Origin of the sequence: Pseudomonas kulmbachensis, from assembly GCF_963681935.1 — a bacterium.
Lineage (GTDB): Bacteria > Pseudomonadota > Gammaproteobacteria > Pseudomonadales > Pseudomonadaceae > Aquipseudomonas > Aquipseudomonas kulmbachensis.
Genome location: NZ_OY817088.1, coordinates 2,090,023 through 2,105,795, shown reverse-complemented (window position 1 = coordinate 2,105,795; position 15,773 = coordinate 2,090,023). Strand labels below are relative to the sequence as shown.

General features: G+C 58.1%; 11 protein-coding genes. 5 read left to right on the top strand and 6 right to left on the bottom strand.

Features of this window, described 5'->3' with window-relative positions; all coding sequences use genetic code 11:
* Positions 1-10 precede the first annotated feature (10 nt).
* Both U5A05_RS09575 and U5A05_RS09570 read left to right on the top strand, forming a co-directional pair.
* Positions 11-727 carry an HPP family protein gene (locus U5A05_RS09575; protein ID WP_261741869.1) on the top strand — a complete coding sequence of 239 codons (717 nt, stop codon included), beginning with the start codon at positions 11-13 and terminating at the stop codon, positions 725-727.
* Positions 728-853: 126 nt separating this feature from the next.
* Positions 854-1,927: a GGDEF domain-containing protein gene (locus tag U5A05_RS09570; protein WP_321836203.1), complete on the top strand. Its 1,074-nt coding sequence runs from the start codon at positions 854-856 to the stop codon at positions 1,925-1,927.
* A gap of 105 nt (positions 1,928-2,032) precedes the next feature.
* Here the strand turns inward: U5A05_RS09570 and U5A05_RS09565 are convergent, their stop codons facing one another.
* The 5 genes from U5A05_RS09565 to tpx form a co-directional block, all read right to left on the bottom strand.
* On the bottom strand, positions 2,033-3,529 hold the full coding sequence (locus tag U5A05_RS09565) for an efflux transporter outer membrane subunit (RefSeq protein ID WP_261741867.1): 1,497 nt from the start codon (positions 3,527-3,529) through the stop codon (positions 2,033-2,035).
* Positions 3,526-6,633: an efflux RND transporter permease subunit gene (locus U5A05_RS09560; protein ID WP_261741866.1), complete on the bottom strand. Its 3,108-nt coding sequence runs from the start codon at positions 6,631-6,633 to the stop codon at positions 3,526-3,528. The genes U5A05_RS09565 and U5A05_RS09560 overlap by 4 nt, the downstream gene beginning before the upstream one ends.
* Positions 6,630-9,731 carry an MdtB/MuxB family multidrug efflux RND transporter permease subunit gene (locus tag U5A05_RS09555; RefSeq protein WP_321836202.1) on the bottom strand — a complete coding sequence of 1,034 codons (3,102 nt, stop codon included), beginning with the start codon at positions 9,729-9,731 and terminating at the stop codon, positions 6,630-6,632. The genes U5A05_RS09560 and U5A05_RS09555 overlap by 4 nt, the downstream gene beginning before the upstream one ends.
* Complete coding sequence (locus U5A05_RS09550; RefSeq protein ID WP_321836201.1) at positions 9,728-11,035, bottom strand: MdtA/MuxA family multidrug efflux RND transporter periplasmic adaptor subunit; 1,308 nt, start codon at positions 11,033-11,035, stop codon at positions 9,728-9,730. The genes U5A05_RS09555 and U5A05_RS09550 overlap by 4 nt, the downstream gene beginning before the upstream one ends.
* 310 nt (positions 11,036-11,345) lie before the next feature.
* Positions 11,346-11,846 (bottom strand): thiol peroxidase, encoded by a 501-nt coding sequence (gene tpx, locus U5A05_RS09545; protein WP_019828950.1) that lies wholly within the window; start codon positions 11,844-11,846, stop codon positions 11,346-11,348.
* A 256-nt stretch (positions 11,847-12,102) separates the two neighbouring features.
* Here tpx and U5A05_RS09540 point away from each other — a divergent pair, with 256 nt between their 5' ends.
* A complete protein-coding gene (locus U5A05_RS09540; protein ID WP_261741863.1) occupies positions 12,103-12,894 on the top strand; it encodes a hypothetical protein in 792 nt (263 codons plus the stop codon).
* Between the two features lie 53 nt (positions 12,895-12,947).
* On the opposite strand, the gene U5A05_RS09535 is transcribed toward U5A05_RS09540, so the two are convergent.
* Positions 12,948-13,616 carry a DUF3313 domain-containing protein gene (locus tag U5A05_RS09535; RefSeq protein ID WP_261741862.1) on the bottom strand — a complete coding sequence of 223 codons (669 nt, stop codon included), beginning with the start codon at positions 13,614-13,616 and terminating at the stop codon, positions 12,948-12,950.
* A 337-nt stretch (positions 13,617-13,953) separates the two neighbouring features.
* On the opposite strand from U5A05_RS09535, the gene ccoN reads away from it, so the two are divergent.
* Both ccoN and U5A05_RS09525 read left to right on the top strand, forming a co-directional pair.
* Positions 13,954-15,381 (top strand): cytochrome-c oxidase, cbb3-type subunit I, encoded by a 1,428-nt coding sequence (gene ccoN, locus U5A05_RS09530; protein WP_321836200.1) that lies wholly within the window; start codon positions 13,954-13,956, stop codon positions 15,379-15,381.
* Between the two features lie 54 nt (positions 15,382-15,435).
* Positions 15,436-15,666 carry a hypothetical protein gene (locus tag U5A05_RS09525; protein ID WP_321836199.1) on the top strand — a complete coding sequence of 77 codons (231 nt, stop codon included), beginning with the start codon at positions 15,436-15,438 and terminating at the stop codon, positions 15,664-15,666.
* Positions 15,667-15,773 lie beyond the last annotated feature (107 nt).

The window sequence follows — 15,773 nt, the reverse complement described above, 5'->3', positions numbered from 1 at the left end:
TTTCCTGACCATGCAAACCCGCTGGATCAGCCGCCTATTGCCTGCGGCTACGAACACTCGTCCCTCCGAATGGAGCCGCGCCGCCATTGGCGTATCCCTTGGCACGCTGTTCAGTGTCTGGGTATGCAGTCTGTTTTTCGGCCTGCCCGTGGCCATGCATTTGATTGGCCCGCTAGGGGCTTCAGCCATTTTGCTGTTTGCAGTGTCTTCAGGGGCACTGGCGCAACCCTGGTCGATAGTCGGCGGCTACCTGTGCGCAACGGTGGTGTCGTTGTGCGTGGTGTACGTGTTTGGACGTAGCCTGGACAGCGCCTGCCTAGCAGTCGGCATTGCCCTGCTGTGCATGTGCCTGCTGCGCTGCCTGCACCCGCCTGCCGGGGCGCTGGCGTTGCTGGTGGTGTTGGCTGATCCGGACAGCGCCAGCCTGGGCTGGGGCATGCTGGCCCCGGTAATGCTCAGCGCGGTGTGCATGCTGCTCGCGGCGTTGGCCTATAACAATCTGACCCGCGTGGGTTACCCGAAAAAACCGGCTGAACCAAACCCGCTGGCGAGCTCTGCCCAGTCCCCCGTGGACCCGAACATTACCGCCGAAGACTTGCAAAACGCACTGCAACAAATGGATGCTTTTATAGACGTGACCCCCGAAGACCTTGAAGCGCTGATTCGAGCCAGCGAGCAATATGCGCGTCAACGCAGTATCGGCGAAGTATTCGCCCACAATGGCTGACCTGCACGCCGGGCACGCTTCGATAAGCAGCCAACTCCTGCTAGGGTTACTTATGTAACCTGGGCAGAAGATGTTTAAACACATGTTTGCCCAGGGCCCGTCATCCGACAGTGTTCAAGGCGCGCAATGCTCAAAACCATTGAATCAGAGATCTCCAAACAAGCTGCGCCACCTGCCTTGCAAGCCGAATTTGCTCAACACGACTTCGAAAAACTGCGCAATTTTTGCCGCCTGACTTATATCACCAGCATTGCCATCTGGTTACTGTTCAACCTGATTATCAGCTTCAAGGGCGGCCAGGGTTTTACGGCTCTGTCCTTGCTGTTTATTGGCGTGATGGCAGCACTCACCACCATCCTTGGCTTTATTCGCAATTACCGGCATTTCGACGTGCTGAACGTGATGTTCGTCGCGGTCATTACCCTGGGTTTGCGCCTGGTCACCTTTGGTCTGCCGGCCGAAACACAGCCCATCTGGCTGGCACTCGCCTGCGCGAGCGTCCTTTACAACGCCTCGATCCTGCCTCTGAGCCGCTGGGCATTCCTTGGTGTTGCCGCGATTACTTGCCTGACTCTTAATCCTTTTCTGATGACCCAAGCGTCGGTCATGGACCTGCGCGGTCTGTTGATTCTGTGCTTCTGCGCTTTTTTGTGCAGCGTGACGATTTACAGTTTTTTCAAATTGCGTCGGGTCAAGTTGCACAACTACATCATGTCCAAGCGGCTGGCGGTCCAGGCCTATGTCGATGCCCTGACCGAAATCCCCAACCGCCGATCATTTATGCTCCAGGCAGGTCATGCATTGCTGACCCAGCCGCGGGTGCAGGATCACTACCTGGCGATGATCGACATCGACAACTTCAAGAAGGTAAATGATCAATATGGCCATGATATCGGCGATGAAGTGCTCAAGCGCACCGCTGCCAGCATCAAGGCAGTGATGGCTGACCATGAGTACGCACGATTGGGAGGGGAAGAGTTTGCCGTGTACCTGTCAGGGGTAAGGCGCAGCGACGTCGAAGCACTGATGGACAGCTTGTGTAGCCGGGTGCGCGAGGACCTCGCTGAGCATCCCGTGACCGTCAGTATTGGCCTGGCCCGGGTTACCGATACAGACACCCTGAACCAGGCTTTGGCCAATGCCGACAAGGCGCTGTATGAATCCAAAAAAACGGGCAAGGACAGGTTCAGTTTTTACTAGGCTCGACCTGTGGGAGCGAGCCTGCTCGCGAAGGCATCACCACGGTTTGTTGCAGAGACCGCATTGTCTGCATCGCGAGCAGGCTCGTTCCCACAAAGGCAGGGTTTATTGTTCCTGGGCGTTCAGGTCGGTCTTGCCATCCCACCCGCCGCCCAGCGCCGCTATCAACTGCACGCTGGCAATCAGGCGGCTTTGCAACAGGTTGAGCACGCTGCGCTCAGTGGTCAGGGCGGTGGTTTGTACCGAGACTACGTCCAGATAGGCAATCAACCCGGCTTTGTACTGGTTGTTGGTCAGACGCAACGACTCCCGGGCCGATTCCAGTGCCTGCTCCTGCACCACCGACTCATCGCCCAGCACCTTCAATTGCACCATGTAGTTTTCCACTTCACGCAAACCGTCAAGCACGGTTTGGCGATACTTGGCCACGGTCTGGTCATACGCGGCCTCGTTACGATCGACTTCGGCCGAACGCTGACCGCCATCGAACAGCGGCAACGAGATTTTCGGCCCCACCGACCAGAAGCGGTTTGGCACGCTGATCCAGTCCTGATACTGGCTGCTGCTGTAGCCGCCCGACAGACTCAGGCTGAAATCCGGGTAGTAAGCCGCCTTGGCCACGCCGATATTGGCGTTGGCGGCGATCACCGAGCGCTCTGCAGAGGCAATGTCAGGGCGCCGCTCCAGCAATTGCGAAGGCAGGTTGACCGGGATCATCGGCAACTTGGGCACGTCTTTGATTTCAGCCAGATTAAAGCCCGACGGGGCCTGACCGGTAAGCACCGCAATCGCGTTTTCAAACTGGGCTCGTTGCCAGATCAGATCGATCAGGTTGGCCTGGGTATTGCGCAACTGGGTTTGTGCCTGGGCCACCGCATCCTTGCCGGAGATTCCCGCGCGGTACTGGTTTTCGCTCATTTTCAATGAACGCTGATACGCCTCGACCGTGGCCTCCAACAAGCGTTTCTGCTCATCAATCACCCGTAATTGCAGGTAATTCTGTACCAGTTCCGACTGCTGACTCAGACGCATCGCGGCCAAATCGGCCAAGCTGGCTTCGGCGCTCGCCTCGTTGGCTTCAAGGCCTCGGCGCAACTTGCCCCACACATCAGCTTCCCAGCTCACCCCGACCTGAGCGTTCAAGGTGTCACGAATGCCGCTGCTGGAGCTGGTCAAACTTGAATTGGAACTGCCGGTACCCTGACTGGAGCGGGTTTTACCCACGCTCAAATCGGCGCTCGGCAAAAAAGCCCCACGCGCACTGCGCACCAATGCCTGAGCCTGACGAAACTGGGCTTCGGACTGCGCAATGGTCTGGTTGGAACTGTTGAGTTTTTCAACCAGCCCGTTGAGCTGCTGGTCGCCATACAGCTCCCACCAGGCGCCACGGGCCAGGGAGTCGCTCGGATTGGCCTGAGTCCAGCCAGCGGCCTGTTTGTACTCAAGCGGGGCCGACGTTTGCGGGCGCTGGTAATCCGGACCAATCGCACAGGCACTGAGCAACACAGCGGACAGCGCCAGGCCCAGCAGGCGCGAGCCACGGGCCAACTGCCAACGTTGGGACGACAGAGCCGGGGCAAGGGTAAGCAAACGAGAGGTCATAGCGGAGTTTCCAGAGCAGCATCAGTGCGCACGCCACGCCACTTGTTGAAACGATGGCGTAAGCGGTCGAGATAGAGGTAAACCACCGGGGTGGTGTAAAGGGTCAGGATCTGGCTGAAAATCAGGCCGCCGATAATGGTAAGACCCAGCGGCTGGCGCATTTCAGCACCTTCTGCGCTGCTCAGCATCAGCGGCAAGGCACCGAGAATGGCCGCCAGAGTAGTCATCAGAATCGGCCTTAAACGCTGCAGGCACGCACTGCGGATCGACTCTTGCGGGTCAAGGCCCGAGTGGCGTTCCAGTTGCAGCGCCAGATCGATCATCAAGATCGCGTTTTTCTTCACCACACCGATCAGCAGAAACAGACCGAGCAGCGAGATCAGGCTGAACTCACCCCCTGTGAGGTAGATGCTCAACAGCGCACCCACCCCGGCCGACGGCAAGGTCGAAAGAATGGTCAACGGATGGATATAACTCTCATACAAAATCCCCAGCACCAGATACACCGCCACCAGCGCACCCAAAATCATGAACGGCTGGCTTTTTTGCGTGGCGGCGAAGGCATCGCCCGTACCGGCCATTTTCGCAATCACTTCTTCCGGCAAACCGAGTTTGGCGATGGCCCGTTCAATAGCTGCGGTACCCTGCTCCATGGTCACGCCGGGGGCCATATCAAACGCGATAGACTCCGAGGCGAACTGGCCTTCGTGCGAGACACGGTCGTTCTGCAGGCTGTTTTCGTAGTGAGCAATCGTCGACAACGGAATCCGCTGGCCATCGGCGGTAATCACCTGCACCTGGTTCAGGGTTTCGGGGTCCTGGGCGTACTTTGGGTTGACCTCCATCACCACCTGGTATTGGTTCAGGCTGTCGTAGATGGTGGAAATCTGTCGCTGGCTGTAGGCGTTATTGAGCACCGCGGTGACCATGTCCATGTCCACCCCCAAGCGCTTGGCCTGATCGCGGTCGACCACCAGCGTGACTTGTTGCGCACCGCGTCCTTCACGGGCATCGATGGCGGTCAGTTCCGGCAACGCCTTGAGCGCAGCCACCACTTTCGGGTACCAGATACGCAATTGGGCGAGATCACCGCTTTGCAGAATGTAGGAGTATTGCGAGCTGGTCTGATCACGCCCGCCGCCAAACTGCAGGTCCTGGTCAGCCATCAGCATCAGCCGCCCGCCCGGCACTTTCGGCATGTTCTCGCGCAAGCGCTCAATGACCTTTTGCGCCGACACCTTGCGTTCTGAAATCGGCTTTAGGCGCACGATCATGAACGCGTTGTTGGTGCCGCCGTTACCGCCAATAAAGCCGGCCACGCTTTCGACTGCAGGGTCGGCCAGCACCGCCTTGCGGAAGATTTCCATCTTCGGCTGCATCACGCTGAACGACAGGCCATCATCACCGCGAACAAAACCGATCAGTTGCCCGGTGTCCTGCTGCGGCATAAAGGTTTTGGGCACCACTACATACAACGCAACGTTGACGCCGATGGTCAGCAGCAGGCTGAACAGCGTCAGCCGCTTGTGCCGCAATACCCAATCCAGGCTGCGGGCATAGCCGCTGACCATGCGCTCGTTAAGCCGTATGCTCCAGCGTTGCATGGCGTTTTCGGTGCCCGGCACATGGGGTTTAAGCCAACGCGCACAAAGCATCGGGGTCAGGGTCAGCGACACTACCAGCGATACTACTATCGAGGCTGCCAGGGTGATGGAAAACTCGCGAAACAGGCTCTCGACAATCCCGCCCATAAACAGAATCGACAGGAACACCGCCACCAGCGAGACGTTCATCGAGAGCAAGGTGAAACCGACTTCCTTGGCACCCAGGTACGCCGCTTTCATCGGCGCAATTCCCGCATCGATATGCCGCGAGATGTTCTCCAGCACCACGATGGCGTCATCCACCACCAGCCCGGTAGCCAGAATAAGAGCCATCAGCGACAGGTTGTTCAGCGAGAACCCGTACAGGTACATGATCGCGAAAGTACCGACCAATGAAACCGGCACTGCCAGGGTCGGGATCAGCGACGCACGTAAATTGCCGAGAAACAGGAACACCACCAGAATCACCAGCGCCACGGCAATCAGCAGGGTCATCTCGGCTTCGTGCAGCGTGGCCTTGATCACCGGCGAGCGGTCCATTGCCAGGTTCAGCTGGACGCTGGCTGGCAGCACTGCCTGCAGCGCGGGCAACTGGGCCTTGATCGCGTTTACGGTTTCAATGATGTTGGCCCCGGCCTGGCGGTTGACCACCAGCAATACCGCGGCATCGTTATTGAAGAAACCACTGTTGTAGCGGTCTTCAACGCTGTCCTTGACCTTGGCTACGTGGCTCAGACGCAGCGCCGCACCATCCTGGTAGCGGATGATCAGCGGCTCGTAGTCCTTGGCTTTTTCCAACTGGTCGTTGGCCTGGATCTGCCAGTTGCGCTCACCGTCGGACACCGCGCCCTTGGGGCGACGAACGTTGGCATTGGCAATGGTGTTGCGCACATCATCCAGCGAAACGCCGTACTGGTTGAGCAACTGCGGCTCCAGCTCAATGCGTACGGCGGGCAGCGAGCTGCCGCCAATCTGCACTTCGCCCACACCGGGCACCTGGGACAGGCTTTGCGAGAGGATGGTCGAGGCCAGATCGTAAAGCTGCCCCTTGGATAGCACCTCGGAGGTCAGCGACAGCACCATGATCGGTGCTTGAGACGGGTTGATTTTTTTGTAGGTGGGCATGCTTTTCATGCCGCTAGGCAGCAGGTTGCGCGAAGCGTTGATCGCCGCTTGCACTTCCCGCGCAGCACCGTTGATATCGCGGTCCTGATCGAACTGCAAAATCACTCGGGTCGAACCCTGGCTCGAGTTGCTGCTCATGGTGTTGACCCCGGCAATCGCACCGAACGATCGCTCCAGCGGCGTGGCCACGGTAGACGCCATTACCTCGGGGCTGGCTCCCGGCAAACTGGCCGAGACCACGATCACCGGGAAGTCCATTTGCGGCAGCGGCGACACCGGCAGCAAACCGAAGCTCACACCGCCCAGCAACATGATTGCAAGGCTCAGGAGCATGGTGGCTACCGGGCGCTTGATAAACGGGCCGGACAGATTCATAGCGACGCCTGCTTGGCCTGGGCAGGAGCACCGCGCCAGCGGCGGCCCAGACGATCGAAATACAGGTAGATCACCGGAGTTGTAAACAGGGTCAGTACCTGGCTCACCAGCAAACCGCCGACCATTACCAGACCCAATGGCTGACGTAATTCCGCCCCGGAACCGGTGGCCAGCATCAGCGGCACCGCCCCGAACAGCGCGGCCAGGGTGGTCATCAGAATCGGTCGGAAGCGCAGCAGCGCCGCCTGATAAATTGCCTGCTCGGGCGCCATGCCCTGATTGCGTTCAGCATCGAGCGCGAAGTCGATCATCATGATCGCGTTTTTCTTCACGATACCGATCAGCAGGATGATGCCAATAATCGCAATCATCCCCAGGTCATTGCCGCTGAGGATCAACGCCAGCAAGGCACCGACCGCCGCCGACGGCAGGGTTGAAAGGATTGTGATCGGGTGAATGTAACTCTCATAGAGCACACCGAGCACGATATACATGGTCACTACCGCCGCAAGAATCAGCAGCAAGGTGCTCGACAGGGATGCCTGGAACGCTTGCGCCGCGCCCTGGAACTCGGTTTTGACCCCCAACGGCATGCCGATGTCTTTTTGCACCTGATCAATCAGCTGGACCGCCTGCCCCAGTGCCACACCGGGAGCCAGGTTGAACGAGACCATCACCGAGGGGAACTGGCCGATATGGGAAATAGCCAGTTGCGCCTGACGCTCTTCGACCCTGGCCAGGCTCGACAACCGTACCTGGCCGCCATCGGTGGTTTTCACGTGGATCTGGTCGAGGGCTTGCGGCCCAATTTTCTCGCCGTCCTTGGCCTGCAATACCACACGGTACTGGCTGGCTTGGGTGTAGATGGTCGAGATCTGGCGCTGGCCAAACGCGTCATACAAGGCGTCGGTGATATTGGCCACCGACACCCCAAGACGCGAGGCGGCATCGCGGTCAATCACCAGATACACCTGCAAGCCCTTGTCTTGCAGATCGCTGGCCACATCGACCAGTTCAGGCTGGTTGGACAGCGCCGTGACCAGTTTTTGGCTCCAGGTGCTGAGCATCTCGGCATCCGGTGAAGACAGACTGAACTGGTACTGGGTACGGCTCACGCGGTCTTCGATGGTTAAATCCTGCACCGGCTGCATAAACAGGCGAATCCCCGTCAGCTTGTCCAGTTGCGGTTGCAAACGTGCAATCACCTCGGAGGCACTTTCGTTGCGCTCGCTGTGGGGCTTGAGGTTGATCAGCATGCGCCCGCTGTTGAGCGTCGGGTTATCACCGTCCACGCCGATATACGACGACAGGCTTTCAACATCCGGATCCTGCAGGATGATCTTGCCCAGCTCCTGCTGACGCAGGCTCATGGCGCTGAAGGAAATCGATTGCGGCGCTTCGGAGATGCCCTGGATGACCCCGGTGTCCTGCACCGGGAAAAACCCCTTGGGCACCACCATGTACAAGAATACGGTCAAGCCCAGTGTGCCGATGGCCACCAGCAGGGTCAGCGGCTGGTGCTTGAGTACCCACTGCAACATGCGCCCGTATTCGGCGATCATCCAGTCGATAAAGGCGCCGCTGGCGCGGTAGAAGCGCCCCTGTTCTTCGGGCTTGGGTTCGGCCTTGAGCAGGCGGGCGCACATCATCGGGGTCAGGGTCAACGAGACTACCAGCGAGATCAGGATCGCCACCGCCAGGGTAATCGCAAACTCGCGGAACAACCGCCCTACCACGTCGGCCATAAACAGCAGCGGGATCAATACCGCAATCAGCGACAGGGTCAGCGAGATCAGGGTGAAGCCGATCTGTTTGGCGCCCTTGAGCGCCGCCTGCATCGGGCTGTCGCCTTCCTCGATATAGCGCGAGATGTTCTCCAGCATGACGATGGCGTCATCCACCACAAAACCGGTGGCAATGGTCAGAGCCATCAGCGTCAGGTTGTTGATCGAGAAGCCAGCCAGATACATCACCCCGAATGTACCCACCAGCGACAGCGGTACGGCAATCGAGGGGATGATGGTCGCGCTGGCTCGGCGCAGAAACAGGAATGTCACCATCACTACCAACGCAATGGCGATCAGCAATTCGTGCTGCACATCACGCACCGAGGCGCGGATGGTTTGCGTACGGTCGGTCAGCACCGTGACGTCGATGCCAGCCGGCAGGTTGTCGGTGATGCTCGGCAACAGCGCCTTGATCCGGTCCACTACCTCAATCACGTTGGCACCGGGCTGGCGCTGGATATTGAGCAATACCGCCTGGTTTTCGTTGGCCCAGGCCGCGAGACGTTCGTTCTCGGCACCGTCGACAATTTCGGCCACGTCCTTGAGCCGCAACGGTGCACCGTTGTTATAGGCGAGGATCAGTTGGGCGTATTCCTCGGGGGTTTTCAGCTGGTCGTTGGCGTCCAGCATCGACACCCGGGTCGGGCCGTCAAAGTTACCCTTGGGCTGATTGACGTTGGATGCGCCAATCAGGGTGCGCACATCCGCCAGGTTCAGGCCATTGGCGGCCAGCGCCTCGGGGTTGACCTTGATCCGCACCGCCTGACGCTGACCGCCCGCGATACTAACCATGCCGACGCCACTGATCTGGGCAATCTTTTGCGCCATGCGCGTATCGACCAGATCATTGAGCTTGGGCAGCAGCATGGTTTTGGAGGTGATCGCCAGGGTCAGCACCGGGGTATCCGCCGGGTTGACCTTGTTGTACACCGGTGGTGCCGGCAAATCCTTGGGCAGCAGGTTGCTGGCAGCGTTGATCGCGGCCTGCACCTGTTGCTCGGCCACATCCATGTTGATGTCGAGATTAAAGCGCAGGGTCAGTACCGATGCGCCACCGGAACTGGTCGAGGCCATTTGCGTCAGGCCCGGCATTTGCCCGAACTGACGTTCAAGCGGCGCAGTCACGGCGCTGGTCATGACATCCGGGCTGGCTCCGGGATACAGCGTCATCACGCGAATGGTCGGGTAGTCGACCTGAGGCAGGGCCGACACTGGCAGCAAGCGATAAGCGATGATCCCGGATAACACGATGGCCAGCATGCACAGCGTGGTTGCGACCGGGCGCAGGATAAACAGCCGCGACAGATTCATTCGCGGGCCTTGGTCTTGGCTTTGTCAGAGGCCGGGGCTGCATCAGTGTCAGAGCCGCCATCGAGCACTTGCCCGGCTGCAGTTGCAGGCACTTCGACGCTGTCGTTGACCACTTCCACCGCGCCACCATCGCGCAAGCGATCAGTGCCTTCGAGCACCACACGATCACCCGGTGCCAGGCCATCTTCGATCACTGTTACGTCGCCATCGGTGACGCCCACTTTGACGGTGCGAATCTTGACTTTGTTGTCGCCATCCATTGCGTACACGAACGAGCCGTTGGTGCCGTACTGAATGGCTGCCGTCGGCGCCAGCACCACGTTTTTTAGAGTGTCAGCCAACAGGCGCACATTGACGAACTGGTTGGGGAACAGCGCCTGATCGCGGTTCTCGAACAGTGCCTTGAACTTCAAGGTGCCGGTGGTGATATCGATCTGGTTGTCGATGCTGCTCAATACGCCCACCGCCAGCTCTTTGGTGTCACCACGGTTCCAGGCCTGCACCGGCATTTTGGCGCCGCTGCGATAGCGCTCAAGTACCAGCGCCAGGTTGGTCTCGGGCAAGGTGAAACTGACCACGATCGGCTCGGTCTGGGTGATCACCACCAGCGCTGTAGTGTCATTGGCCGCCACCAGGTTACCGACATCCAGTTGGCGCAAGCCCACACGACCAGCGATAGGGGCGCGAATTTTGGTGAATTCCAGATTCAGCTTGGCATCGTTGACCGCAGCCTGATTGGTCTTGACCGTGCCCTGATATTGGCTGACCAATGCTTCGGCGGTGTCGAGGGTTTGCTTGGCAATACTGTCTTCGGCGTACAGGCCGCGATAGCGCTGCACATCGACCTGAGCGTTTTTCAGTTGCGCCTGATTCTGCAGCAGCGTGCCTTCGGCTTGCAGCAACGCATTCTGATAGCTGCGCGGGTCGATTTCAGCCAGCAGTTCGCCAGCTTTGACCATTTGCCCTTCCTTGAAGTTGATCTTGACCAACTCCCCTGCCACACGACTGCGCACGTTGATGGTGTTGAGTGCCGTCACAGTCCCCAGCGCCTTGAAGTACACCGGAAAATCACCCTGCGTCACTTGCGACACTCGAACCGGCACAGGCTGAGTCGAACCGCCAAACCCGGGACGCATCATCCCCGAGCGACCGGTGTGCCCGGCAGGCTGATCGGTCACGGCCTTTTTCGAGGCGGACGGCCATAGCCACCAGCACAGACCAACGACGATCAGCAAGGCCAGCAGGCCAAACAGCCAGAAACGGGATTTGTGGGAAACAGAGGATTGCATGGAATGATCAACCATTAGCGCGAGCGATAATTTTCAGGAAGCCGAACGATAAGCAGTGCAGACCGTTATGAAAAGGTTCTTTACCGGGTATTTACGTTATAGAGCCTCTGTAGCCCCTTTTGGTATTACCTGAGTCCATGTTGTGGGAGCGAGCCTGCTCGCGAAAATATCAAGAGCCCCGCCATAATTCCGGCAACATGCGCCTTTGTTAACCACCTTCGCGAGCAGGCTCGCTCCCACAGTTTTGCAATCAATACAAAGTAGAACGCAAAAAAAACGGCCTGACACTTTGGGTGCCAGGCCGCTTTTGGTCTTGCGGTACGACTTACTTCAAAACAGCCAGCGCTGCTTCGTAGTTTGGCTCTTCAGCGATTTCTTTAACCAGTTCGCTGTGCAGCACGTTGTCGTTTTCGTCCAGTACTACAACAGCGCGAGCAGTCAGGCCAGCCAGCGGGCCATCTGCGATTGCCACGCCGTAGTTCTCGATGAACTCACGGCCGCGCAGGGTCGACAGGTTTTGTACGTTTTCCAGACCTTCAGCGCCGCAGAAGCGTGCTTGGGCGAATGGCAGGTCAGCCGAGATGCACAGCACAACGGTGTTGGCCAGTTCGTTGGCCTGAGCGTTGAACGTGCGCACGGAGGTCGCGCAAGTCGGGGTATCAACGCTTGGGAAGATGTTCAGCACTTTACGCTTACCGGCAAAGCTCGCCAGTGTTACATCGGACAAATTACCTGCAACCAGCGAAAACGCCGGCGCCTTGGAACCTACTGCAGGCAGTTCGCCGTTGACTTGAACAGGGTTGCCTTTAAGCGTCACTTGAGCCATGAACGATGTCCTTTTTGACAGGTTGTTGAAGAGGCCGAAGTTAAACATGAATCAGGCAGGCTGACCTATGGGCTGAACATAAAATCTCATGTTTACCATTACAAAAAGATTGCTCCTACAAAGCCGCCGCCACTGCATGCCATAACGATACAGGCTGCAACTTTCTGTGTAGCCGCACTCAAAACGGCCATAAATACCGGCAGTGTACAGGCCAACTGCTAGCGTTAACGGTCAGTATCCAAGGAACAGGACTGCCATGCCCATCACACGCCTCGCCTCAGGATTGTTGCTGTCACTTGTTCTGTGCCCTGCTGCTGACGCACTGGCCGATAACGCCGAGACCGCCAACAAAAGCAACAACCCGCTGAGCCTGGCTCCGGGAATCAATCTTCAGGACTATTACACGCCACAGGTCTACGACAGCAATATCCACACCAATGACGCCCTGTTGCGAGGCGCCCTGCCCGTGGCGCCCAATGACTTTATCGGCGTACCACAACTGCTGCGCGTCACGCTGCCGATCAGTACCCGGCCCAATCCCCACAGCGGCTACAGCACCGGGATTGGCGACCTCAACCTGTTCGATATATTCCTGCTCAAAACCGAAGGTGTGCAGCTTGGCATCGGCCCGCAAATCACCGCGCCAACCGCCGAACATGACGAACTGGGCACCGGCAAGTGGCAAGCCGGCCTGGCCGCTATTGCCATCGACGCCTCACCACGCGGCCTGCTGGGTGCGCTGGTGCAGTACCAAAGCTCGTTCGCCGGTGACAGCGACCGCCAGCATGTTGAAAGCGCCACCTTTCAGCCATTTATCATCCACAACCTGCCCAAGGGCTGGTACTTGCGCTCCACAGGCACCTGGACCTACGACCTGAAAAGCAACACGCACTACATCCCCATCGGCTTGGGCGTGGGCAAAGCCTGGAAAGCCGGAAGCAACATTCTCAACGCCTTCGTTGAACCGCAATGGACTGTGGAGCGCAAGGGTGACGACCTGCCCCAGTTCACGCTGTTTGCCGGGATCAACGTCACTTTCGGTAAATAGTTGCAGGCGCAGCAACGGGAGCGAGCAGGCTCGCTCCCACAAGTACCGCGCGGTTACTTTTTCAGCTTCAAATACGACTGATGCATGTCCGATGCCCAGCTATCGATGACCTTTTTCACGTCATCGGCCCTCATCACCTGGCTGTCGTTACTCAACGGCTTGCCAATGCCTTTGCGAACCACTTGGGCAACCACATCCTGACTTTGCCCGTCGATAAACACTGCCTCAGTGGCCAACTGGGTTTCCTGATCACGGATCCCCGACGCCGTGCTCACAGCCGCCGCAACCAGCGCTACCGGAATGTACTCATAAGGTGCCAGGCTCTCGGTCTCGCTGCTGACCGCAGTGATGGCTGCCCGCACCACAATCACCCCTGGGCCTGGGCCACTGGCCAGCGGTAGTGATTTGCTCATTTCACGTTTCAGCGCCTGATCATAGTAGCTGGTGATGCCATTCAAAGTGCTCTGCGGGATTTTCTCCGTAGGCTTGGGTGCCGGGTACAGCTGGGTCGGCTCGATATAAACGCTGGTGTATTGGTTGATCTTGAGCTGAGGGTCAACCCAACGCATCACTTCTGCACCAGACGGCGACTTGCCTTCTTTAAGGCGGCTGTAATCTTTTAAAAAGCCGGAGTACTCATCCGGTTGCTGGACCTTGCTCGCACAACCGACCATCCCGATTGAGGCGATGCACAACGTACCGATCATTAAGCCAAGCTTCATGCTGTAACTCCTGTAGGGGACGCAACCGTAAGAACGCGCCATATAGGTATAGCCAAGCATTGGAGAATCGCCGCAGAACCAGGTTTTATCCGACGTTGAATGTGATAGAGCACGCAATACACATGGGCCCGAGCCTTACAGCTCAGTTGCTTTTAAATTATTGAAAACCAATTAAAACCAGATCAGTTAAGAAAATTTTCGATTAAACCTGAGATAAAATCTGATCCGTATTAATTATGATTTTCTGAATCTGTTTTGTTTTGCTCAAGGTTCCTAAAGTTCACCCTGCGCCAGACCACGAGGCCTGGCAGGACTTTGAACCGTGGAAGACTTGAGCATGAGCACAGCACTAAACGGGCAGGCCTATAACTATAAGGTTGTCCGCCAATTCGCCATCATGACCGTGGTCTGGGGTGTTATCGGCATGGCCATGGGCGTGTGGATCGCCTCACAACTGGCCTGGCCACAGATGAACCTCGACCTGCCCTGGACCACATTCGGCCGCCTGCGACCGCTGCACACCAGTCTGGTGATTTTCGGCTTTGCCGGCAGCGCGCAATTCGCCGCCAGCTACTACGCCGTGCAGCGTACCTGCCAGGTGCGGCTGTTCTCTGACAGGCTCGCAGCCTTTACTTTCTGGGGCTGGCAGTCAGTGATTGTGATCATGCTGGTCACCCTGCCCCTGGGCTACACCACGACCAAGGAGTACGCCGAAATCGAGTTCACCGGCGCGGTCTGGATGACCGTGGTCTGGGTGGCCTACGCCATCGTCTTTTTCACCACCGTGGTGCGGCGCAAAACAAAGCATATTTATGTCGGCAACTGGTTTTTCGGCGCTTTTATTCTGGTGATCGCCATGCTCCACGTGGTCAACCACCTGGCAATCCCCGTGGACTGGTTCAAATCTTATCCGGTGTACTCCGGCGCCACCGATGCCATGGTGCAGTGGTGGTATGGGCATAACGCTGTAGGCTTCTTCCTGACAACCGGCTTTCTCGGGATGATGTACTACTTCGTGCCCAAGCAAGTCGGTAAGCCGATTTACTCCTATCGCCTGTCCATCGTGCATTTTTGGGCGCTGATCACCCTGTATATCTGGGCAGGCCCGCACCACCTGCACTACACCGCCCTCCCGGACTGGGCTCAGTCGCTGGGCATGGCGATGTCGATCATTCTGCTGGCACCCAGCTGGGGCGGCATGATCAACGGCATGATGACCCTCTCGGGCGCCTGGCATAAGTTGCGCACCGACCCGATCCTGCGCTTTCTGGTGCTGTCGCTGGCGTTCTACGGCATGTCGACCTTTGAAGGCCCGATGATGGCGATCAAGACCGTCAACGCCCTCTCCCACTATACCGACTGGACCATCGGCCACGTTCACGCCGGGGCATTGGGCTGGGTAGCGATGATCACCTTCGGTGCGCTGTACCACATGATCCCGAAAATCTTCGGCCGCGAGCAGATGTACAGCACTGCCCTGATCAACCTGCACTTCTGGCTGGCCACCATCGGCACGGTGCTCTACATCGCCTCGATGTGGGTCAACGGCATCACCCAGGGCCTTATGTGGCGTGCAATCAACGATGACGGCACGCTGACCTACTCGTTTGTCGAGTCGTTGCAGGCTAGCCACCCTGGCTTCGTCGTGCGCCTTGTGGGCGGGCTGTTCTTCCTCTGCGGCATGCTGCTGATGGCCTGGAACGTATGGCGCACGGTGCGCGTGGCCAACTTCAAACAGGCCGAACTGAGCGCCCAGATCGCCTGACCCCGTTGCAGCGCATGCCGCAGGCGTGCGCTGCACTCAGCAAGGAGCCTTGCCATGCTCGAAATAGTCCTCAACTGTGCCGCCGTAATCAGCCTCTACTTTGCGGTCGGCTGGTGCCTGAAGCATAAAACCGCAAAGGATATCGACGAGGCCAGCCTGATCCCCTTTGCCGACGACCCGGAAGTGGCGCGCCGGGTTGAGCTGGCCACCGGCAAAACCGTCAATGCTGTGCAGATCAGCGAACCAGAGCCGCGCAAGCCAGGATGGGGCAAGCTGGAACTCTGAAATCCAGGTAATGGCACTACGACAGATTAAATCTGTTCCATTGGTTGCATCGAGAAGGTATTCAACGGCATTCTTCGTTCAACGAACTATTGATCGACGACGCAATC